This is a genomic window from Leucobacter edaphi (assembly GCF_016522535.1).
GTDB classification, from domain to species: domain Bacteria; phylum Actinomycetota; class Actinomycetes; order Actinomycetales; family Microbacteriaceae; genus Leucobacter; species Leucobacter edaphi.
In genome coordinates this window covers 141106-160613 of the sequence record NZ_JAEHOI010000009.1, presented here as the reverse complement: position 1 = coordinate 160613, position 19508 = coordinate 141106, and the positions used below count along the sequence as shown (strand labels likewise).

The window sequence follows — 19508 nt, the reverse complement described above, 5'->3', positions numbered from 1 at the left end:
GCCCGGCCGCCGCATCACCGGATCAGGCGCCGTTCTCGGCGCGGAGCTTCGACACCTCGTAGAGGGCGACGCTCGCGGCGATACCGGCGTTGAGCGACTCGGTCGCCGAGCTGATCGGGATCGAGACGATCGCGTCGCAGGTCTCGGTGACGAGGCGCGACAGCCCCTTGCCCTCGCTGCCGATGACGAGGAGCAGCGGGCGATCCGCGAGCTCGAGGCCCGGCAGCTCCACATCGCCGCCGCCATCGAGGCCGACGACGAAGACGCCCTGCTTCTTGAACTCCTTGATCGTCTGCGTGAGGTTCGATGCCATCGCGACGGGGATCCGCGCAGCGGCCCCGGCGGACGTCTTCCAGGCCGCGGAGTTGAGGGCGGCCGAGCGGCGCTGCGGGACGATGACGCCCTGGCCGCCGAACGCCGCGACGGACCGGATGATGGCGCCCAGGTTGCGCGGGTCGGTGACCCCGTCGAGGGCCACCATGAGCGGGGTCGCGTCGCTGTCGACGATCTCATCGAGCATTTCCATGGGGTGCGCGTACTCCATGGGCGGCACCTTGAGGACGACGCCCTGGTGCACCGTGTCGCGATCCGTCATGCGGTCGAGCTCGGGGCGCATGACCTCGAGGACGGGCGTGCCCCGGTTCGTCGCGAGGCGCAGGATCTCGCGCATGCGGTCGTCCATCTCGACGCGGGCCGCGATGTAGAGCGTGGTCGCGGGAATGCGCGCGCGCAGCGCCTCGAGGACGGCGTTGCGTCCGGTCACGAGCTCGGAGTCGTCGCTCTTGCGGGGGCGCGAGCCGCGCTCGGGGGCCCGGCCGCCTCGGGCCGCGTGACGTTCCTTCGCGGCCTCGTAGCGCTCGCGCGACTTCTTGGCCTTGTAGGCGGCGTGATACTCGCGATCCTCGGCCTTCGGCGTCGGGCCGCGGCCCTCGAGCGCCTGACGCCCCTGACCGCCGCTGCCGACGGCCTTGCCGAGGCCCTTCTTGCGCACGGCTCCGGTGCGGCTCTTCTTGTTCGTCATGTCAGGCTCCAGCGTGTTCCGTTCGAAGTGTCTTCCAGAGCGATGCCCGCGGCCGCCAATCGGTCGCGGATCTCATCGCTCCGTGCAAAGTCCTTTGCCGCGCGCGCCTCCGCGCGCTCGGCGGCGAGCGCACCCACGAGGGCGTCCAGCGCGTCGCGCGAGCCATCCCCCGAGGCGGACTCCCCGGCCCACTCGGCCGCGAGCGGGTTGATACCCAGCACGTCGAGCATGGCGATGGTCTCGCCGGCGTGCAGCGCGAGCGCCGCGCGATCGCCGGCTTCGAGGGCGGTGTTGCCCGCGCGCACGGTGCCATGCACCGCGGCGAGGGCCTGCGGCACCCCGAAGTCGTCAAGCATAGCGGCACGGAACTCCTCGGGCAGTTCGCCGGGCTCCGGCTCGGCCCCCAGCGCCTCCGCCGCGCGCGCGAGGAACCCCTCGATCCTGTCGAAGGCCGCCGCCGCCTCGGCGAGCGAGGACTCCGAGTACTCGAGCACCGAGCGGTAGTGCGCCGAGCCCAGGAAGTAGCGCAGCACGATCGGTCGCGCCTGCGCGAGCAATTCGGCTGCGAACAGGGAGTTTCCGAGCGACTTCGACATCTTCTGGCCGCCGGTGTTGACGAGGCCGTTGTGGATCCAGTGCCGCGCGAACCCGTGACCGGCGGCGCGTGACTGCGCGAGCTCGTTCTCGTGGTGTGGGAAGCGCAGGTCGAGTCCGCCGCCGTGGATATCGAACTCCTCGCCGAGGTAGCGCGTGGCCATCGCCGAGCACTCGATGTGCCAGCCGGGACGGCCGCGACCCCACGGCGATTCCCACGACGCCGAGGCGGGCTCGGAGTCGCGGTGCGCCTTCCACAGCGCGAAATCGCGCGGGTCCCGCTTGCCAACGGGCTCCGAGTCCGGGGCGTCCTCCATCTGCTCGCGGCTCTGCCTGGTGAGTTCGCCGTATGCCGGCCAGCTCCCGGTGTCGAAGTACACGCTCGCGGAGCCGTCGCCGGCCTGGTAGGCGTGGCCTCGCTCGATAAGCGTCTCGATCAGCGCGATCATCTCGGGAACGTTGGCCGTGGCGCGCGGCTCGTAGACGGGCGGAAGCACCCGCAGCGCGTCGTAGGCCTCGGTGAACTCCCGCTCGACGCGGTACGCGAGCGCCCACCACTCCTCGGACGAGCCCTGCTCCTGCGCCAGCCGGGCGTGCTCGAGGATCTTGTCATCGATGTCGGTGACGTTGCGGATCAGGGTGACGTCGTGCCCTGTCGCAGCGAACCAGCGCCGCATCTGGTCGTAGACCAGGGCGCTGCGCAGGTGGCCGATGTGCGGCGACGACTGCACGGTGGGTCCGCAGACATACAGCCCGACCTTCCCGGGCTCCCGGGGCTCGAAGTCGGTGACGGCCTGCGTGCGCGAGTCGTAGAGGCGTTGTTTCACGCTCCAAGCCTAGGTCATCCGGGTGGCTCCGGCCCGGGGAACGATGGCGTGGCCCTCTCGAGTCGTCCGCGCGGCGTGTCCCCCCTGGGAACGCCGAAGGGCCCGGTCCCGCGGCGTGTAAGCGACGCGCGGGATCGGGCCCTTCGGGAGGCGGTCCCGGATCCTGATCCGGGTTCGGCGCTTCCTTACTCGGCGACGCCGTGCAGGAAGAAGGCCATCTGCTTCGCCACGCTCACCGCGTGATCGCCGAAGCGCTCGTGGTAGCGGCTCGCGAGCGTCGCATCGACAACGCCGGTGGGGTTATCGGCGAGCTTGTCGCTGAGCACCTTCTCGAACACCTTGGCGTGCAGCTCGTCGAGATCGTCGTCGAGGTCGCGGATCTCGTCGATCGTGTTCGGATCCTGATCGCGGAGCAGTTCGACGACCTTCGCCGCCATCTCGACGTCGAGGGCGCCCATGCGGACGAAGGTCTTCTTCAGGCCCTTCGGGATGGCGCTCTCCGGGTAGCGGTAGCGGGCGAGCTGCGCAATGTGCTGCGCGAGATCGGCCATCCGCTCGAGCGAGGCGCTCATGCGGAGCGCGCCGACCATCAGGCGCAGGTCCGATGCGACCGGCTGCTGCCTGGCAAGGATGTCGAACGTCTGCTGATCGAGCTCGGCGACCAGTACTTCAACGGCCTCGGACCCGTCGATGACCTGCTCCGCCAGAGCGACGTCGGAGCTGCCGAACGCCGTCGTCGCATTATCGATCGCGACCTCCACGAGCTCGGCGATCTTCACGAGGCCGTCTTGGACCTCGCGCAGCGACTGCTGAAAGACCTCACGCATTCGGTATTCCCTTCCGTAGTTCAGCGCTGACGCGCACTCACCCAGTGTGATCTGCTGCTGTGAACCATGCCGCACCAGCAGGTGAACAACAGTTGAACACTACCGTTTGCGCAGACACCCCCCATCTACGATGAGAGTCATGGACCCGGTCATCATCGTGCTCGCCTCCACGGCCCTGGGCGTGGTGATCGGAGTCGCCGTCACCCTTGCGATCATGGGGGCCCGCCGCGCCGGCCGCCGCCGCTCCGCCGAAATGCGCCCCGAACTCCCCGAGGTGGCCACCGCGATCCTCGACGAGATCGACACGTTCGCCGTCGTACTGGACGCCGCGCTCGCGCCCGTCTACGCGAATCCGACGGCCCGGCAGGAACGGCACATCACCGACGAGCAGCTCACGGATCCCGAGTTCCTCGGGCGCATTCGCAGGGTCATGACCTCCGGCGTCCCCGACACCCACGAGCCGGATCCGAGCGACCCGAGCGACACGGTCCGCATCCACATCGTGCGCCTCCAGCGCCGCTTCGTGGTCATCCTCGCGGAGGACCTCGGAGAGGAACAGCGGGTAAACGCGATGCGCAGGGACTTCATCGCGAACGTCAGCCACGAACTGAAGACCCCGATCGCCGCGATCGGTCTCCTGGCGGAGGCCGTCCAGCAGGCGGCGGATGATCCGACGGTCGTGCGCGACTTCGCCAAGAGCATGGTGAAGGAGTCGCGCCGTCTCGGGGAGCTCAGCCGCGACATCATCCAGCTCTCCGAGGCGCAGTCCACGCTCCGACCCGAGGACCGCGAGGAGGTCTCGATCCGAGACCTCGTGCGCGGCGAGGTCGAGTCGCACCGAGCATTCGCCGCGCAGCACGGCGTCGAGCTCGTCGTCACCGACGAGGGCGACGAGGATCGTCCCGCGCTCGTCACCGGCCGACCGGCCTCGCTCGGCGCCGCCGTCGCGAACCTGCTCAGCAACGCGATCCGCTACTCCCCCGACGGCGGCCGCGTTGGCGTCGGCATGAACTTCGAGCGTCGCGCGTTCACCGTCACCGTGACCGATCAGGGCGAGGGCATCCCGCCCGAGCATCTGCCGCGCATCTTCGAGCGCTTCTACCGGGTCGACGGCTCCCGCTCCCGCGGCGGCGAGAGCGGCGGCACCGGACTCGGCCTCAGCATCGCCAGGCACACCATGCGCGCCCACGGCGGCGACGTCGATGTCTGGTCGCAGCTCGGCGTCGGCTCGAGTTTCACGCTCACCTTCCCGATCAGCGATGATCCGAACGAGGCGCGCGGCGGTCGATCCGGCAGGAACGGCAAAGCGGGCAAGTCGGGCAAGGGCGGGAAGTCCGCGAAGAGCGCCCGCGCGGCCAAGTCCCGCGCGGAGAAGCCGACCAGGTCCTCAGAATCCACCACGGCAGGCGATCCAGCGGCCGTCAACATCCTCTCGACACCGGACTTCCAGAAGGGAACCCGCTAATGGCACAGCACATTCTGCTCGTGGAGGACGAGGAGTCGATCTCGCGTCCCCTGTCGTTCCTGCTCGAACGCGAGGGCTACCGGGTCACCGTCGTCGCCGACGGCGCCGCCGCAGTGACCACGTTCGCCGCTGCGCAGCCCGACCTCGTGCTCCTCGACCTGATGCTTCCGAGCCTGCCGGGAACCGAGGTCTGCCGCACGATCAGGCAGAGCTCGCAGGTCCCGATCATCATGCTGACCGCGAAGGACAGCGAGATCGACATCGTCGTGGGTCTCGAACTCGGCGCGGACGACTACATCACGAAGCCCTACTCGACGCGTGAGCTCCTCGCCAGGGTCCGGGCGGCGCTTCGACGCTCGGGTTCCGTCGACGAGGAGCGCGTCGACGATCAGGAAGTCCTGGTGCTCGACGAGCTCGGCGTCCGGCTGGACTCCGAGCGCCACTCGGTCGAGGTGCGCGGCGAGGAGATCCAGATGCCGCTGCGCGAGTTCGAGCTCCTCGAGATGCTCATGCGGCACGCCGGGCGAGTGCTCACGCGCGGGCAGCTCATCGATCGCGTGTGGGGCAGCAACTACTACGGCGATACGAAGACGCTCGACGTGCACATCAAGCGGATCCGGGCGCGGATCGAGGAGGAGCCGTCGAAGCCGCAGCTCATCTCCACCGTCCGCGGGGTCGGGTACCGTTTCGGCTGATCCGCAAGGAATCGCGGGCGTCCTGCGCCATCTGGCCCCTCCCTGCTCGCGCAGGGTCAGTGCCTGGATCGCGCCCGTGAACGCGAACGGACCCCGTCGCCCTGAGGGCTGACGGGGTCCGTTCGCGTTGCCGGAGTTGCGCGGACTCGCTGTGGGGCGGATCCGCTGCGACTTACGGCTGCTGGTCGTCGTTGATCGTGGACTCGGAGGCCTTCTCGTCCGCGGTCTCCTGCTTGACCGCGGAGGGCTTCTCGTCGGCCTTCGTGAAGTCGATCGGGAGCACGTAGTCCTGGTACTCCTTGAGCGTGCCGTCGAGCACGGTCACGTTGTGGTTCTTCTCATCGGCGCCGGGCACCTGGAAGTAGGCCTTGATGGTCGATCCGACCTTCAGGCCGGGGAGGTTCACGAGCACTGGGGCCTCTTCGCCTTCGGGGTTGCCGAAGAGGGTGTTGCCGGTGGGCAGGGTGAAATCGGCGCTCGCCGTGTCGGATCCCTCGCCCGCGAAGTTGATCGTGAGCTTCGCCGGCTTGCCGGTGCGGTTGACCGCGCCGAAGACGACGTTGAAGTTCTCGCCAGACTCATCGGCGATGAGCATGACGTTGCGCAGGTCGACCCCCGTCATGGAGACGTCGACGCCGTCGCTCGGTGCGTATACCTCGAGCGTGCTCTGCGGCGCGACGAGGCCGCAGCCGGTCGCTCCGAGCCCGATTGCCGCTGCGATGGCGACGGTTGCGGCGATCCGAATCTTCAAAGTAGTCCTCCGAGCCGAGTATCGATTCGTGTGACCGTCCTCGCGTTCGCGGGGCACAGGTCGTAACCGATCATATCCGCCTTCTCAGCATGTACGCAGCTTAGGGTACCCTAACTCCGTGTCGGGGAATGTGGTATTCTAGTGGTTGGACTGTAAAGGAGTCGCTCCATGCAATTTGAGGTCGGAGAGACCGTCGTCTATCCCCACCACGGTGCCGCGAAGATCATCGAGGTCAAGAAGCGCAAGCTTGGCGGCGAAGAGAAGCTGTTCTTGAAGCTTCAGGTCAACCAGGGTGATCTGACGATCGAGGTGCCCGCTGAGAACTGCGATCTTGTCGGCGTGCGCGACGTGATCGACCAGGAGGGTCTCGAGCGCGTGTTCGAGGTGCTGCGCGCCCCGTTCACGGAGGAGCCCACCAACTGGTCACGCCGGTACAAGGCGAACCTCGAGAAGCTCGCCTCTGGCGATGTGATCAAGGTGTCCGAGGTTGTCCGCGACCTGTGGCGCCGCGACCAGGAGGTCCGTTCGCTCTCCGCCGGCGAGAAGCGCATGCTCGCCAAGGCGCGTCAGATCCTCGTGTCCGAGCTCGCGCTCGCCGAGAAGACCGACGAAGAGAAGGCCTCCGAGGTGCTGGATCAGGTGCTCGCCTCCTGATCGAGCGAGGCCCCGCGCCGCACGTTCTCCCAGAGCGCCCCGTCACTGCGACGGGGCGCTCTGCTGTTTCCGGACACTTCACCGCCCCTGGGCCGCGGCGCGCAGGCGCCGGCGGGTACGCTGGCCGCATGAGCAGCAATTCCGGATCCGGCACCGCGCGCGGCTCGGTCCCCGACGCCGCCGCCCCCCATTCCCTCCCCTCGCTCGGGGTGGTCCTCGTCGCGGCGGGACGTGGCGAGCGGCTCGGAGCCGGCCGCCCGAAGGCGTTCGTCGAGCTCGCGGACGAGACCCTCGTGGAGCGCGGGATCCGGACCGTCATCGCCCTCCCGCACGCCGGCCACCTCGCCGTCGTGGTCCCCGAGGAATGCGCAGCCGAGACGCTCGAGATCATCGACGCCGTGGCCCCGGAGGGCTCGGGGTGGGAAGTGTCAGTCGTCCACGGCGGCAGGGAACGCCACGAGTCGGTGCGCTTCGGCCTCGCAGCCCTCGCCGACACGGTCGACACGGTGCTCGTGCACGACGCCGCACGCCCGCTCGCGAGCCGTGAGCTGTTCGAGCGCGTCGCGGCGGAGGTGCATCGCACGGGCGATGCCGTCGTGCCCGCACTCCCCGTCGCCGACACGCTGAAGCGCGTCGACGCGCAAGGGGTGGTCCACGAGACCGTCGACCGGGCGCCCCTCGTCGCGGTGCAGACGCCGCAGGGTTTCCCGCGCGAACAGCTCGACTCCGCGCACGCGACCGCCGCGCTCCACGCGGAGCTCCCCACCGACGACGCCGAGGTCGTGCAGCGCGCGGGCGGCCGGGTCCGGATCGTCTCGGGCGAGGCGAGAGCGCACAAACTCACTACTGCGGAAGACCTGATCCTGCTCGAGAACTGGATCGCATCTGAGCGACGGGGAGGCGAACGATGAGCGCGATGATCCGCGTCGGCACCGGCGTCGACGTGCACGCCTACGACCCCGAAGCACCGCTCTGGCTGGCCGGCCTCGAGTGGCCGGGCGAGCCGGGGCTCTCGGGGCACAGCGACGGCGACGCGGTCTGCCACGCCATCGTGGACGCGCTCCTCGCGGCCGCGGGCCTCGGCGACATCGGCGGCCTGGTCGGCATCGACGAGGCCGGGACCGCCGGCGCGGCCAGCACGGGTTTCGTCACGCAGGCGCTCGCGCGGCTCGCAGAGCACGGGTGGCGGCCCGTCAACGTCTCCGCGCAGATCGTGGGCAATCGACCGCGGTTCTCGGCGCGCAGGGATGAGGCGCAGAAACTGCTGACCGCGCTCGTGGGCGCGCCGGTGTCGCTCTCCGCGACGACGACGGATCGGCTCGGTTTCACGGGCCGCGGCGAGGGGGTCGCCGTGATCGCGACCGCCCTCATCGAGGCGGCGTAGCTCAGCGCTCTCCGCCCGAAGCGTTACGCGGTGTAGGAACCCACGAGGCGCACCGCGCCGCCGTCGACACCCTTCGCCCCCTGCTCAAAGCCGCTGAAATCGCGCTCTGACGTGGAAATCTGCCCGGCGACCCAGGTGTCGAGACCCTGCGCCGTGAGGGCCGCGGCCACCTGCGGTGCGCGCGCAGCCTCAACGACCGCGAACATGCCGATGCCGAGGTTCCAGGCCCCCTCGAGCGAACCGAGCTCGTGCCCGCCCAGCTCCGCGAGATGACGGAAGACGGGGAGCGGCGACCAGGACGAGCGCTCGATCTCGATCCACGCCCCCCGCGGGAGTACGCGGGCGAGGTTCGCGGCGATCCCGCCGCCGGTGACGTGGCTGAGCGCGTGGATCGCGCCGTCGAGCGAGGGCTCGTCGAGCACCGCGAGCAGCGGCGAGGTGTAGAGCGCTGTCGGCGTCAGCAGGGCCTCGCCGTAGGTCGCGCCAAGCTCCTCGCTGCGGTCGCCGTAGCCGATCCCGCGCTCGGCAAGAATGTGGCGGACCAGGGAGAAGCCGTTGGAGTGGAGACCCGAGGCGGCCATCGCGAGCACGACGTCGCCGTCGCGCACGAGGTCAGGGCTGAGCATGCGATCCGCCTCGACCACGCCCGTCGCGGCACCCGCGACGTCGTAGTCGTCGGGGCCGAGGAGTCCGGGGTGCTCCGCGGTCTCGCCGCCAACGAGCGCGGTGCCGGTGGCCTCGCACGCCTCGGCGATGCCGCGCACGATATCGGCGATCCGCTGCGGGACGACCTTGCCGCACGCGATGTAGTCGGTCATGAACAGCGGCTTCGCGCCGACCACGACGATGTCGTCGACGACCATCGCGACGAGGTCCTGCCCGATCGTGTCGTGCTTGTCGATCGCCTGGGCGATCGCGACCTTGGTTCCGACGCCGTCGGTGGAGCTCGCGAGCAGCGGGCGCTTGTACCCGGTCAGGGCCGACGCATCGAACATTCCGGCGAAGCCGCCGACGCCGCCGATCACCTCGGGACCGTGGGTGCGGGACACCGCCGACTTCATCAACTCGACGGCGAGGTCACCCGCCTCGGTGTCGACTCCGGACTGGGCATAGATCGACGCGTTCTCGCTCACCCCTCCAGCGTACCCTGCGTCAGCGGAATCGCTGCTCCCACCCGGGTTCGATGTGGGACACTAGACGTTGCGTCTGCCCGACGCTCCACGAACCCCAGGGAGCAGATCCACCAGCATGTGCGGCATCGTCGGTATCGTTTCGTCAGAACCCGTGAACCAGCAGATCTACGACAGCCTGCTGCTTCTCCAGCACCGCGGCCAGGATTCCACGGGAATCGCGACGCTCGACGGCGACTTCTTCCACATGGTCAAGGCGAAAGGCCAGGTCCGCGAGGCATACCGCACGCGCGACATGCGCTCCCTCGCGGGCAACGTCGGCCTCGGTCACGTCCGCTACGCGACCCGCGGCGACGCCTCGCGAGAGGAAGAGGCGCAGCCGTTCTACGTCGGCGCCCCCTACGGCATCATCCTCGTGCACAACGGCAACCTGACGAACACCCGCGAGCTCACCGCCGACCTCTACAACGTCGATCGCCGCCACCTGAATACGCACTCGGATACTGAGCTCCTGCTCAACGTGCTCGCGAACGAGCTGCAGTCCGGGATCTCCGGGCTCTCGCTCGATGCGGAGCAGGTCTTCGGTGCGGTCGCCCGCGTCCACGAGCGCGTCGAGGGATCCTACGCCGCGATCGCGCTCATCGCCGGCTACGGCCTCCTCGCCTTCCGCGATCCGTTCGGGATCCGCCCCCTCGTCCTCGGCCGCCGCACCAACTCGGAGGGCAATGACGACTGGGTGGTCGCCTCGGAGTCGCTCGTGCTCGAGTCGGGCGGGTACGAGATCGTCCGCGACGTCGAGCCGGGTGAGGCGATCCTGATCCGCCCCGACGGCTCGATGGAGTCACGCCAGGTCGCGAAGAACCCGAAGCTCGTGCCGTGCGCGTTCGAGTACATCTACCTCGCCCGTCCCGACTCGGTGCTCAGCGGCATCTCCGTCTACGACGCGCGCCTCCGCCTCGGCGACGTGCTCGCGGAGCAGATCATGGCGGAGCTTCCCGATGCTGAGATCGACGTCGTCATGCCGATCCCGGACTCGGCTCGGCCGAGCGCCATGCAGGTCGCCCAGAAACTCGGTATCGAGTACCGCGAGGGCTTCTTCAAGAACCGCTACGTCGGCCGCACGTTCATCATGCCGGGCCAGTCGGTGCGCAAGAAGAGCGTGCGCCAGAAGCTCAACGCGATGAGCGTGGAGTTCAAGGGGAAGAACGTCCTGATCGTCGACGATTCGATCGTGCGCGGCACGACCTCTCGGGAGATCGTCGAGATGGCCCGCACCGCTGGCGCGAAGTCCGTGATCTTCGCCTCGGCCGCGCCGCCCGTCGTCTTCCCGCACGTCTACGGCATCAACATGCCGTCGCGCGGTGAGCTCATCGCGCACGATCGCAGCGCCGCCGACATCGCCGCCGAGCTCGGGGCCGATCATCTCGTCTACCAGACCGTCGAGGGCATGAACCGCGCGATCCTCGCGGGCCAGAGCGAGGTCACGGAGCTCGAGGAGAGCTGCTTCACTGGCGAGTACATCGCCGGCAACGTTGACGAGGAGTACCTGGCCTGGGTGGAGGCCACGCAGGAGAGCTGATCGGAGATTCCCGGAACGCGGGGCCCGCAGGGGCGTTGGTCCCTCCGAGCCCCGCTGCGTTGCGGGGGCCGTCGAGCCGCTCAGGGAGCGGCTGCAAATGGGGGGGGGTGAGGCGACCCCCGCAACGCCGCGACCCGGCCGCTGAGACTCGCGCCGCAGCGATCGCGTCGCCACCGCGGGGCACGAGACGCGCCCCGTATCTGTGGCGGGCAGTGCTCGTGGGAGCACCGCCCGGACCATGGTCCATCACGAGGCCCCTGGAGCGCTCCCCTCTGCCCCGTTTTCCACCCGGTTTTCGTACCGCGATTCTCAGCGGACACCCATTTCCACCTTGATTTCGTCCGGGCATGCTCGACCGTCCAAAATTCGCATTTTCCTGCGGTTTCGCACGGTCTTTCGTGCGCCGATGCCGCCTTCCGCGGCTCATTTTCGGAGGCCATTCAGGGTGAGTGGAGGATTGCGTGTTTGCGCACCTGGGATTATTGTCCAAAACAATCACCTGTAGTCAAAGTCATGGGGATGACCAAGACTCGCGCCGGGCTCAGCGGCCCGATTGGGAAGGGGACCCACAATGCGCGTCGGAAGCGTGCTGCCGTTCAATAGTTCGGAGTCGCCTTGTTGACCGCGGCCCAAGCGCTCATTGAGTCGACACTGCAGGGGGGCATCTTCCCCAGCCTCCGGCAGCTCGAACTCCTGCGCGGCGCCCGGCCAGTGATGCTCCGCGACTTCGAACACGAGGAGCGCCGGATCATCACCGCCGGAATGATCCTCGCCCGCCTCCGCACGGACGACCTCACCGGGGCCGTCGAACTCGCCGACGCCGTCGTCGCCGCAGGCTCCGACGTGCGCGATCTCGATGCCGCGCCCACCACCTTCCTCGCGCTCGAGTGCGCGCTCGCGGAAACCTACCTCACCGCAGGGACCACGGTCGGGCTGCACCGGCGCATCGACCGAATCCTGTCGATCATCGACGAGGTCGCCGATCCTCGCTGGTGGTACCGCGTCCTCGGTATCGCCGCAACATCCCGCGCGTTCGAGGGCGACATCGAGGCGGCCGAGGGCTATCTCGACGCCGCGCACGCGGTCGCGATCGAGCACGACGAATCCCGGAGCCAGGAAAGCGTCCCCGCCACGACCGCACGCCAGCCGGGGCTCGCCATTTCGGACGAGGAGGCGGATTTCATGTGCGTCATCGCCAACCTCGTCGTCGGGGCTTCTTCCCTGGACGTCGAGCGCATCAGCGGCACCGTCCCGCTGCTGCACGATCTCGTGGTTTCCGATCCGCGAGCGCTCCTCTTCGCACAGCTCGCAGAATCGGCCGTTTCGCTCCTGACCGGGGATCTTTCGGCCGCGCTCGCGCTCGCGGGCCGCGTCACCCGTGTGTCAGACGACCGCGGAAAGCCGGGAATCCTGCACTATGCGGCCCGCTGTCTCGAGGCCGAGATCCTGATCGCCCGGGGCGAACCGCTGCACGCCCTGAAGCATATCTCCGCGATTGAGTCCCCCGGCTCGCACGTGCTCTGCCCCGGAGTAGTCCGCGCCTCCGCGCGGCTGCAGCTCGGCGATTACCGCGGGGTCCTTGTCGCGACGACGAGCTGCGCGAAGATCCGCACCAAGCACAGCCAGTGGACGCTCCCCGGCGTCCTCGCGCGTCGCGCAATCGCGAACATGCGCCTCGGACACGAGGCCACCGCGATGAACGACATCGAGGACACGATGCAGCTTCTCAGGCCCACCGGGGCGGCCGCGACATTCTTCCTGATCCCGCCGAACGAGATGGCCGCTCTGCGCGACTTCGTCGAGGTGCGGAACCCCGTGTTGGGTGAGCGGCTCGCTGCGGTGCAGCAACTCCTTGACCAGGAGCTCGCGTCGCAGGGGCCCACGGTGAAGCTCCCGAGGCTCTCGGCGAGAGAGCAGGTGATCGCCGGGCTGCTCCGTTCCCCTCGCAGCTACCCGGAGATCGCGGACGCCGAGCACGTTGCGCTCAGCACGGTGAAGTCCCAGGCGCTCGCGGTGTTCAAGAAGCTCAACGTGAACACGCGAGAAGAGGCGGTGCTCCTCCTCGAGCGAGCCGGGTTCTACGAGACCTGAACACGACGTTGCCCCCGGCCGCTTGCGCGGACGGGGGCAACGTCGAAGAGCGGGCCTCGCTCAGGCCTTCGGCTGCGGACCGGAACCGGGATCGGTGGGATCCTCGGGCGAGGGCTTCGGCGCCTCAGGGGCCGGGGGCACGGGCGGAGCCGGCGGCGCGGGCGGAGCCGGTGCCTCGGGCGCCGCGGGTGCGGGAGCCGCGGGAGTCGCTGGCTGCTCGGGGGCCGCGGGCGCTTCGGGCTTCTCCGAATCGTCCCCGCGCACCTCCTTCTTCAGGATCTTCATCGACTGCCCCAGGCTCTTCGCGAGGCCGGGAAGCTTCGGCGCACCGAAAAGCAGCAGCACGATGAACAGGATGACGATGAGCGTGGGACCGCTCAGATTTCCGATCATTGAGGATGTACTCCGGTTCTCGGCCGATGCGGGCTAGGCCGCGTCGGTCGGCTTTGCGGCGGGCGACTGCTCCGTCGCCACAGCCTGAGCGGGCGTGCTGGCAGGCGCTGCGGGAGCGGGCGCGGGCGCAGCCGCGGTGGTCTCGGGAGCATCGGCGTCGGGGCCGACCTCCTTCTTCAGGATCTTCATCGACTGCCCGATGCTCTTCGCGAGCGCGGGAAGTTTCGGCGCACCAAAGAGCAGAAGGACGACCGCCAGAATGGCGATGAGGTGCACACCCGAAAGATTGCCCAGCATGAGGATCCCCGATTCTTTACCGTGATGTGGTGATTATTGCACGTCGGACTGGACGGCAACGGCACTGCCCCGACGCTTGCGGGCGCCGATCGACAGGATCAACGCGAAGAGCCCGGCGAGACCGAGTCCGATTGCAGCACCGATCAGCGCCATGAAGCCGGCCACCTCGCCGAGGGTGTATTCAGCGCCCTCAAGAACGGGGAAGAGCAGGCTCGCGACGATCGCGATCAGCGCGCCGAGGACTGCGCCCACGATGAGGATCCGGCCGTAGCGCACCGAGCGCACAACCGTGACCTCGCGCTCCACAGAGGTGACGGTCGGCTGATGCTCGTCTTGCTGCGTCTCCGGGACCTGGACCGCGTCTTCATTCACTGCACCGGCATCTTTCTCTCCGCCGGCTTCGGGCATAGTCATGGTTCTATTCTCTCAGGCTCCGGCTGCGAGTCCGACCACTGAGGAATTCGCCGCGATCAGCCCGTTCGACGCACCAGTGGCAGGATGGCAATGAGGTCGGCGCGCGACCCCGAGGCGATGACCCTGGCGTCGGCCACCGCCGAGTCCCAGTCCTCCCGGCCCGTCGCGAGCGCGATCCACGTCGCCGGATCCAGTTCCACCACGTTCGGTGGCGTGCCGCGCGTGTGCCGGGGCCCGGCGACGCACTGCACCGCGCCGAACGGCGGCACGCGCACCTCGACCGAGTTGCCCGGGGCGATGGCCGCGAGTTCCTCGAGGAGGTAGCGCACCGCGGTCGCGAGCACGGGCCGTGGCGGCGTCTCCTCCGCGAGCGCGCGATCGAGGGCGGCCATGCCCGCTTCGTGTGAGATCTTCCGCCGTGCCATATCCCCACTGTACGGGCCCGCTGTCCCCGGCGGGCCCGTGGACGGCGCCCCCTCGGACGGAGCCCGCCGCGCGCGGGACCCCCGGCCCCCGTTCCCCTCGGTTTCGCGCTCCGACTAGGCTTGACGCCGTGAAGATCCTCGTCCTGGGGCCGGGTGCCCGCGAACACGCCATCGTCCTCGCTCTCCTCGCGGAGTCCGCCGACCACGAGGTCGTGTGCGCGCCCGGAAACGCCGGAATCGCCGCGAGCGGCGTGGAGACCCCCGCACTGGCCTATACCGATCCCGCCGCCGTCTCGGCCTTCGTCGCCGAGCGCGGCTTCGATCTCGTCGTGATCGGGCCGGAGGCGCCCCTCGTGGCGGGCGTCGCCGATCCGCTCCGCGCTGCAGGCGTGCCGGTCTTCGGTCCTGACGCTGCCGCCGCAGAGCTCGAGGGCTCGAAGGCGTTCGCGAAGCGGATCATGGACGAGGCCGGCGTGCCCACGGGCCGCGCCGTTCGGGTGGCGTCGGTCGACGCGGCCGGCCCCGTGCTGGATGAGTTCGGCGCTCCCTACGTGGTGAAGGCCGACGGCCTCGCCGCGGGCAAGGGCGTGCTCGTGACCTCGGATCGCGCCGCAGCGCTCGATCACGTCGCCACCTGGGCGCCCCACGGCGAGGTGCTCGTCGAGGAGTTCCTCGACGGGCAGGAGGTCTCGCTCTTCTTCTTCGCCGACGGCCACGACGTGCTCCCCCTCAGCCCCGCCCAGGACTACAAGCGCATCTTCGACGGCGACGAGGGCCCCAACACGGGCGGCATGGGCGCCTACTCTCCCCTGCCCTGGGTCGCCGATGACTTCGTGGAGGAGATCGCCCGCACCGTAGCCCTTCCGACCGTGCGCCAGCTCGAGGCCGAGGGGACGCCGTTCGTCGGTCTCCTCTACTGCGGCCTCATCGTGACCACCGCGGGCGTGCGCGTGATCGAGTTCAACGCACGTTTCGGCGACCCTGAGACCCAGGTCGTGCTCGCTCGTATGGAATCCCCGCTCAGCCAGTATCTCCTCGCGGCAGCGCGCGGCGAGCTCGCGGGCCTGCCAGCGCCCTCGTTCTCGGAGGAGCCCGCGGTGATCGTGGTGGTCGCGAGCGAGGGGTACCCCGGCGAGGTCGTCGCGGGTCGCCCGCTCACCGGGCTCGACGAGGCCGCGGAGGTTCCCGGCGTGCATCTGGTGCACGCCGCGACCGCTCGCGACGCCGACGGCGGCTGGATCGCGACGGGCGGCCGCGTGCTCGGCGTCGTCGCGCGTGGCGCGACCTTCGCCGAGGCGCGCGATCGCGCCTACCAGGCGGTCGATCGCATCGAGCTCGAGGGCGGCCAGCACCGGTCCGACATCGCGGCGCGCGTCGCCTAGCCGCGGCGCCGTCCCTGCAGCAGGAGTCTCCGCGGGGCGCGCGGGCGCGCACGGATCGCGTCCGCCCCGGGCTCACGCGGTTCGGCCCCGCTGCGCACCGTCACCGGGATGCAGCGGGGCCGAACGCGGGCGCTGAGTACTTAGCGCTTCTTCCGCTTCTTGCGCGGCTTCTTCACGAAGTCGCCTCTGATCAGTGATTCAAAGTCGGGATCCGCGTTCTCGTCCTCGGAATCCCGTGCCGCGTCCGGAGCTGAGCTCCCGCTGTCCGCGGCAGGATCCGCCGCGTGCCCGTCCTCCGCGGCCGCGGGCTCGTCAACCGAGTCGGCTTCCTCACCGGCGCTGGTTTCCTCACCGGCGCTGGTTTCCGCACCGGCGCTGGTTTCCTCGTCGGTGCTGGCTTCGTCGTCCGTGCTGGCTTCCGCACCGGAGCTGAGTTCTGCGTGGGCATCGGCCGCATCAGCGTCGGCACCCGCTGCGGGGTCGGTGTCTTCGTCCGCGTCGGCACCCGTGTCGGTGGCGGATTCCCCGCCCGCGGCTGCTTCCGACCCGAGATCCTGCGCAGGATCGGGGGTTTCGCCCTTGGCGTCGTCCGAGTCCGCCTCGGAGGCCGCCGCTGATCCGGAGCCCGCTTCGGCGCCCTCGGGCTCCGCGTCCTCGCGCGCGTCCCCGCCGCTCCCCGGCTCCTGCACCGGCTCATCCGCTGAGGGCCCTTCCGCGTCGTCCGCGCCAGGCGCATCGGCCGTGTCCTGCGCTTCGGGACCCGCGGACCCGGCGCCCTCGGCGCTGGAGAGCTCCGCGGACTCCGCGGCCTCCGCCGACTCGCGGCGCGCCAGGTAGGCGGCGACCCCGTCCGCGGTGAAGGCTCCCGCCTCGTCCGCCGCGGTGATCGCGGCGGTGAGGTCGCGGAGCAGCACCGACCAGCCCTCCTGCGAGGCCGCGGCCCGATCTGCCGCGCCGGGAAGCGCGTCGAAGCCGGTCTCGGTGACCGTGATCCCCGTCTCGGCGCCCTGCGTGCGCAGCGTCAGGAGCACGGCGGTGTCCCGCTCGTCTCCGGCCTCGCGCCAGGTGAAACCGATCGCGTGCCCATCGACCCAGACATCGATCACGCCGGAGGCGTCTCGGCTGACCGCCGACTCCCCCTCGCCCTCGGACCAGCGCTCGGCGACGACGCCGCCGACCCCGCCATCGAGCCTGAGCTCAGGCCACCACTCCGCGCGACGCTCGCGATCGGCGAGAAACGTCCACACGTCAGAGCGGGCAACACCCACTCTGCTCCGCGCCACCACCGGCCCCAGCGGGATCATAGCTCTCCTCGATCTCGATGCCACCCGGGCGAACACCCGCACTCTGGGGCACCCGTATATCTGTAGACAATAACCGTGACCCCTGACACGGACATGGAGGGCCGCGGAATGTCCGCGTTTTCGTCGGCGCGTTCGGTCCCTCCACCGGCCCACGGTTTCGTCCACAGACCGGCAGGGAATCGCACCGATCCACAATCCCGCCGCGCCCGCGCAGCGGTGCGGAGCGAGATGAAAGAATAGCCGAGTGACCAACATCGCTCCCGCACCCGCGCTCCCCGGCTGGACCCACACCTACTCAGGCAAGGTCCGAGATCTCTACGTGCCCGCCAATGGCGACGACCGCTTCCTCCTCGTCGTCGCGAGCAACCGCGTGAGCGCGTTCGACCACGTGCTCGAGCCGCCGATCCCCGGCAAGGGCGGGCTGCTCACGGAGCTGTCGAACTGGTGGTTCTCCAGGATCCCCATGCCGAATCACCTCGCCACCGGGCACCCGGAGGCGCCGGCCATGCCGAGCGAAGTGGCCGATCGCGCGGTCGTGAGCCGTCGCCTGGAGATGTACCCCGTGGAGTGCGTCGTGCGCGGCGCACTGACCGGCTCCGGCTTCGCGGAGTATCAGCGCACCGGCGCGGTCTGCGGCATCCCGCTCCCCGAGGGGATCGAGGACGGCGATCTGCTCGACGAGCCGATCTACACCCCCGCCTACAAGGCCCCGCTCGGGGAGCACGATGAGAACATCACCTTCGAGCGCAGCGCCGAACTCGTGGGGCCCGAGGTCGCTGCCGCGCTGCGTGAAGCCTCGCTCAGGATCTTCACCGAGGCTCGGCAGCTCGCGGCTGAGCGCGGCGTGATCCTCGCCGACACGAAGTTCGAGTTCGGCCGAGACCCGGAGACCGGCGAACTCGTGCTCGCCGACGAGGTGCTCACAAGCGACTCTTCGCGCTACTGGGACGCCTCGCTGTATCTCGACGCGGCGCTGGATCGCTCAGCGCGACTCGCCTCCTTCGACAAGCAGATCGTCCGGAACTGGCTTGCGGCGCACTGGGACCGCACGGGCGAGCCGCCCGCGCTCCCGGCCGAGATCGTGTCCCGCACCTACGATCGCTATCGCGAACTGTTCGTGCGCCTGACCGGGACCGAACCCTCGGCGACCCCCGGGGCCTGAGCGAAAACTTCCCGCCGCGATCCATGCGAGAATGGACGCGATCCTCACACGAGAAACGGAGATCCCGGGTGCCCACGATTGTCGTTGATGTCATGCCGAAGGCCGAACTGCTCGATCCGCAGGGCAAGGCCACCACGGGCGCGCTGGATCGCCTGGGCCATGGCAAGTTCCAGAACGTGCGCATCGGCAAGCGCTTCGAGTTCACCGTCGACGGCCCCGTCGACGACGCAGTGCTCGCCGAGGTCCGCAAGGTCGCCGACGAGATCCTCTCGAACTCGGTGATCGAGGACGTCGTGTCCATCACCGTCGACGGCGAGGCCAAGTAGTGGCGCCCCGGATCGGGGTCGTCACCTTCCCCGGTTCGCTCGACGACCGCGACGCGCAGCGCGCGATCCGCATCGCGGGGGCCGAGCCCGTTCCGCTGTGGCACGCCTCGCACGACCTCGAGGGCGTTGACGCGATCGTCCTGCCCGGCGGCTTCAGCTACGGCGACTACCTGCGCCCCGGCGCGATCGCCGCGATCTCCCCGATCATGACCGAGGTCATCGGTGCCGCCCGCGCTGGCATGCCCGTCCTCGGCATCTGCAACGGCTTCCAGGTCCTCGTCGAGGCGCACCTGCTTCCCGGCGGCCTCATTCGCAACGCTCACCAGCAGTTCATCCGCCGCGACCAGAAGCTCGTCGTCGAGAACGCCGACACCGCGTGGACGCACCTGTTCGAGCCAGGCGAAGAGATCGTCATCCCGCTGAAGAACGGCGACGGCGGCTACATCGCCAACGAGGAGACCATCAAGCGTCTCGAGGGCGAGGGCCTCATCGCCTTCCGCTACCGCGGAGTCAACCCCAACGGCTCCCTCGACGACATCGCCGGCCTCACGAACGCCGCGGGCAACGTCGTCGGCCTCATGCCGCACCCCGAGCACGCCGTCGAGCCCGGCTTCGGCCCGGACATGCCCGAGGCAATGCGCTCCGGCGTCGACGGTCTCCGCTTCTTCGAAAGCGCGATTCAGGCGCTCGCAGCGCGCGTCTAGACCGGCCGCGGCGACCGCCGCCCCCGCGCCAACGCGATGTGGCCCCGCTTCCGACAAGGAAGCGGGGCCACATCGCGTCACGG

19 protein-coding genes and 1 pseudogene are annotated in these 19508 nt (G+C 69.5%); 10 read left to right on the top strand and 10 right to left on the bottom strand.

Translation table 11 applies throughout. The features are described 5' to 3' along the window. Nucleotides 1-22: 22 nt before the first annotated feature. The 3 genes from rlmB to phoU all read right to left on the bottom strand — a co-directional run bounded on the left by rlmB (nt 23) and on the right by phoU (nt 3269). Nucleotides 23-1021 carry a 23S rRNA (guanosine(2251)-2'-O)-methyltransferase RlmB gene (gene rlmB / locus JD292_RS09860; protein WP_200132572.1) on the bottom strand — a complete coding sequence of 333 codons (999 nt, stop codon included), beginning with the start codon at nt 1019-1021 and terminating at the stop codon, nt 23-25. Continuing rightward, nucleotides 1018-2442 (bottom strand): cysteine--tRNA ligase, encoded by a 1425-nt coding sequence (cysS, locus tag JD292_RS09855; RefSeq protein ID WP_200132571.1) that lies wholly within the window; start codon nt 2440-2442, stop codon nt 1018-1020. The genes rlmB and cysS overlap by 4 nt, the downstream gene beginning before the upstream one ends. A 185-nt stretch (nt 2443-2627) precedes the next feature. Continuing rightward, nucleotides 2628-3269, bottom strand: a complete 642-nt coding sequence (gene phoU / locus JD292_RS09850) for a phosphate signaling complex protein PhoU (protein ID WP_200132570.1) — start codon at nt 3267-3269, stop codon at nt 2628-2630. Between the two features lie 139 nt (nt 3270-3408). Here phoU and JD292_RS09845 point away from each other — a divergent pair, with 139 nt between their 5' ends. Together JD292_RS09845 and JD292_RS09840 are read left to right on the top strand one after the other, a co-directional pair. Beyond that, entirely contained in the window at nt 3409-4734 is a 1326-nt protein-coding gene (locus JD292_RS09845) for a sensor histidine kinase (protein ID WP_200132569.1), read from the top strand. Continuing rightward, nucleotides 4734-5429 carry a winged helix-turn-helix domain-containing protein gene (locus JD292_RS09840; RefSeq protein WP_200132568.1) on the top strand — a complete coding sequence of 232 codons (696 nt, stop codon included), beginning with the start codon at nt 4734-4736 and terminating at the stop codon, nt 5427-5429. The genes JD292_RS09845 and JD292_RS09840 overlap by 1 nt, the downstream gene beginning before the upstream one ends. Before the next feature lie 172 nt (nt 5430-5601). Here JD292_RS09840 and JD292_RS09835 read toward each other — a convergent pair whose 3' ends face one another. Further along, nucleotides 5602-6180, bottom strand: a complete 579-nt coding sequence (locus tag JD292_RS09835; protein ID WP_200132567.1) for a DNA modification methylase — start codon at nt 6178-6180, stop codon at nt 5602-5604. Nucleotides 6181-6348: 168 nt separating this feature from the next. Between JD292_RS09835 and JD292_RS09830 the strand changes: the two genes are divergently transcribed. Both JD292_RS09830 and ispD read left to right on the top strand, forming a co-directional pair. Then, nucleotides 6349-6834 carry a CarD family transcriptional regulator gene (locus tag JD292_RS09830; RefSeq protein WP_200132566.1) on the top strand — a complete coding sequence of 162 codons (486 nt, stop codon included), beginning with the start codon at nt 6349-6351 and terminating at the stop codon, nt 6832-6834. A gap of 128 nt (nt 6835-6962) precedes the next feature. Continuing rightward, nucleotides 6963-8218: pseudogene (gene ispD, locus JD292_RS12550) on the top strand (2-C-methyl-D-erythritol 4-phosphate cytidylyltransferase). A 23-nt stretch (nt 8219-8241) separates the two neighbouring features. Here the strand turns inward: ispD and purM are convergent. Continuing rightward, nucleotides 8242-9351: a phosphoribosylformylglycinamidine cyclo-ligase gene (gene purM, locus JD292_RS09815; RefSeq protein WP_200132564.1), complete on the bottom strand. Its 1110-nt coding sequence runs from the start codon at nt 9349-9351 to the stop codon at nt 8242-8244. A gap of 115 nt (nt 9352-9466) precedes the next feature. Between purM and purF the strand changes: the two genes are divergently transcribed. Then, nucleotides 9467-10927, top strand: coding sequence for an amidophosphoribosyltransferase (gene purF / locus JD292_RS09810; protein ID WP_200132563.1), 1461 nt, complete (start codon nt 9467-9469; stop codon nt 10925-10927). Nucleotides 10928-11545: 618 nt separating this feature from the next. Continuing rightward, on the top strand, nt 11546-13018 hold the full coding sequence (locus tag JD292_RS09805) for a helix-turn-helix transcriptional regulator (protein ID WP_200132562.1): 1473 nt from the start codon (nt 11546-11548) through the stop codon (nt 13016-13018). A gap of 60 nt (nt 13019-13078) precedes the next feature. Here the strand turns inward: JD292_RS09805 and tatA are convergent, their stop codons facing one another. From tatA to JD292_RS09785, 4 genes are read right to left on the bottom strand one after another with little or no spacing between them, the layout of a single operon-like run. After that, the gene (gene tatA, locus JD292_RS12385; protein WP_200132561.1) at nt 13079-13411 is read right to left on the bottom strand and encodes a twin-arginine translocase TatA/TatE family subunit; all 333 of its coding nucleotides are present in this window, start codon (nt 13409-13411) and stop codon (nt 13079-13081) included. Between the two features lie 33 nt (nt 13412-13444). After that, on the bottom strand, nt 13445-13708 hold the full coding sequence (locus tag JD292_RS09795) for a twin-arginine translocase TatA/TatE family subunit (RefSeq protein ID WP_200132560.1): 264 nt from the start codon (nt 13706-13708) through the stop codon (nt 13445-13447). Between the two features lie 33 nt (nt 13709-13741). Continuing rightward, nucleotides 13742-14122: an MFS transporter gene (locus JD292_RS09790; RefSeq protein WP_200132559.1), complete on the bottom strand. Its 381-nt coding sequence runs from the start codon at nt 14120-14122 to the stop codon at nt 13742-13744. 56 nt (nt 14123-14178) lie between these two features. Further along, nucleotides 14179-14547 carry a sterol carrier family protein gene (locus tag JD292_RS09785; RefSeq protein WP_200132558.1) on the bottom strand — a complete coding sequence of 123 codons (369 nt, stop codon included), beginning with the start codon at nt 14545-14547 and terminating at the stop codon, nt 14179-14181. Between the two features lie 128 nt (nt 14548-14675). On the opposite strand from JD292_RS09785, the gene purD reads away from it, so the two are divergent. Continuing rightward, a complete protein-coding gene (purD, locus tag JD292_RS09780) occupies nt 14676-15929 on the top strand; it encodes a phosphoribosylamine--glycine ligase (protein ID WP_200132557.1) in 1254 nt (417 codons plus the stop codon). A 140-nt stretch (nt 15930-16069) separates the two neighbouring features. On the opposite strand, the gene JD292_RS09775 is transcribed toward purD, so the two are convergent. Then, nucleotides 16070-17233, bottom strand: a complete 1164-nt coding sequence (locus tag JD292_RS09775) for an SRPBCC family protein (RefSeq protein ID WP_200132556.1) — start codon at nt 17231-17233, stop codon at nt 16070-16072. 244 nt (nt 17234-17477) lie between these two features. Here JD292_RS09775 and JD292_RS09770 point away from each other — a divergent pair, with 244 nt between their 5' ends. From JD292_RS09770 to purQ, 3 genes are all read left to right on the top strand, one after another. Continuing rightward, on the top strand, nt 17478-18395 hold the full coding sequence (locus JD292_RS09770) for a phosphoribosylaminoimidazolesuccinocarboxamide synthase (protein ID WP_200132555.1): 918 nt from the start codon (nt 17478-17480) through the stop codon (nt 18393-18395). A 68-nt stretch (nt 18396-18463) separates the two neighbouring features. Then, nucleotides 18464-18721, top strand: a complete 258-nt coding sequence (gene purS, locus JD292_RS09765; protein ID WP_200132554.1) for a phosphoribosylformylglycinamidine synthase subunit PurS — start codon at nt 18464-18466, stop codon at nt 18719-18721. Next, entirely contained in the window at nt 18721-19425 is a 705-nt protein-coding gene (gene purQ, locus JD292_RS09760; protein ID WP_200132553.1) for a phosphoribosylformylglycinamidine synthase subunit PurQ, read from the top strand. The genes purS and purQ overlap by 1 nt, the downstream gene beginning before the upstream one ends. Nucleotides 19426-19508: the final 83 nt, after the last annotated feature.

What these genes read in the sequence shown, in the direction of transcription:
- rlmB (WP_200132572.1), bottom strand. Translation starts at nt 1,021, where the DNA reads ATGACGAACAAGAAGAGCCGCACCGGAGCCGTGCGCAAGAAGGGCCTC.
- phoU (WP_200132570.1), bottom strand. Translation starts at nt 3,269, where the DNA reads ATGCGTGAGGTCTTTCAGCAGTCGCTGCGCGAGGTCCAAGACGGCCTC.
- JD292_RS09845 (WP_200132569.1), top strand. Translation starts at nt 3,409, where the DNA reads ATGGACCCGGTCATCATCGTGCTCGCCTCCACGGCCCTGGGCGTGGTG.
- JD292_RS09840 (WP_200132568.1), top strand. Translation starts at nt 4,734, where the DNA reads ATGGCACAGCACATTCTGCTCGTGGAGGACGAGGAGTCGATCTCGCGT.
- JD292_RS09830 (WP_200132566.1), top strand. Translation starts at nt 6,349, where the DNA reads ATGCAATTTGAGGTCGGAGAGACCGTCGTCTATCCCCACCACGGTGCC.
- purF (WP_200132563.1), top strand. Translation starts at nt 9,467, where the DNA reads ATGTGCGGCATCGTCGGTATCGTTTCGTCAGAACCCGTGAACCAGCAG.
- tatA (WP_200132561.1), bottom strand. Translation starts at nt 13,411, where the DNA reads ATGATCGGAAATCTGAGCGGTCCCACGCTCATCGTCATCCTGTTCATC.
- JD292_RS09795 (WP_200132560.1), bottom strand. Translation starts at nt 13,708, where the DNA reads ATGCTGGGCAATCTTTCGGGTGTGCACCTCATCGCCATTCTGGCGGTC.
- JD292_RS09790 (WP_200132559.1), bottom strand. Translation starts at nt 14,122, where the DNA reads ATGACTATGCCCGAAGCCGGCGGAGAGAAAGATGCCGGTGCAGTGAAT.
- JD292_RS09785 (WP_200132558.1), bottom strand. Translation starts at nt 14,547, where the DNA reads ATGGCACGGCGGAAGATCTCACACGAAGCGGGCATGGCCGCCCTCGAT.
- JD292_RS09775 (WP_200132556.1), bottom strand. Translation starts at nt 17,233, where the DNA reads ATGATCCCGCTGGGGCCGGTGGTGGCGCGGAGCAGAGTGGGTGTTGCC.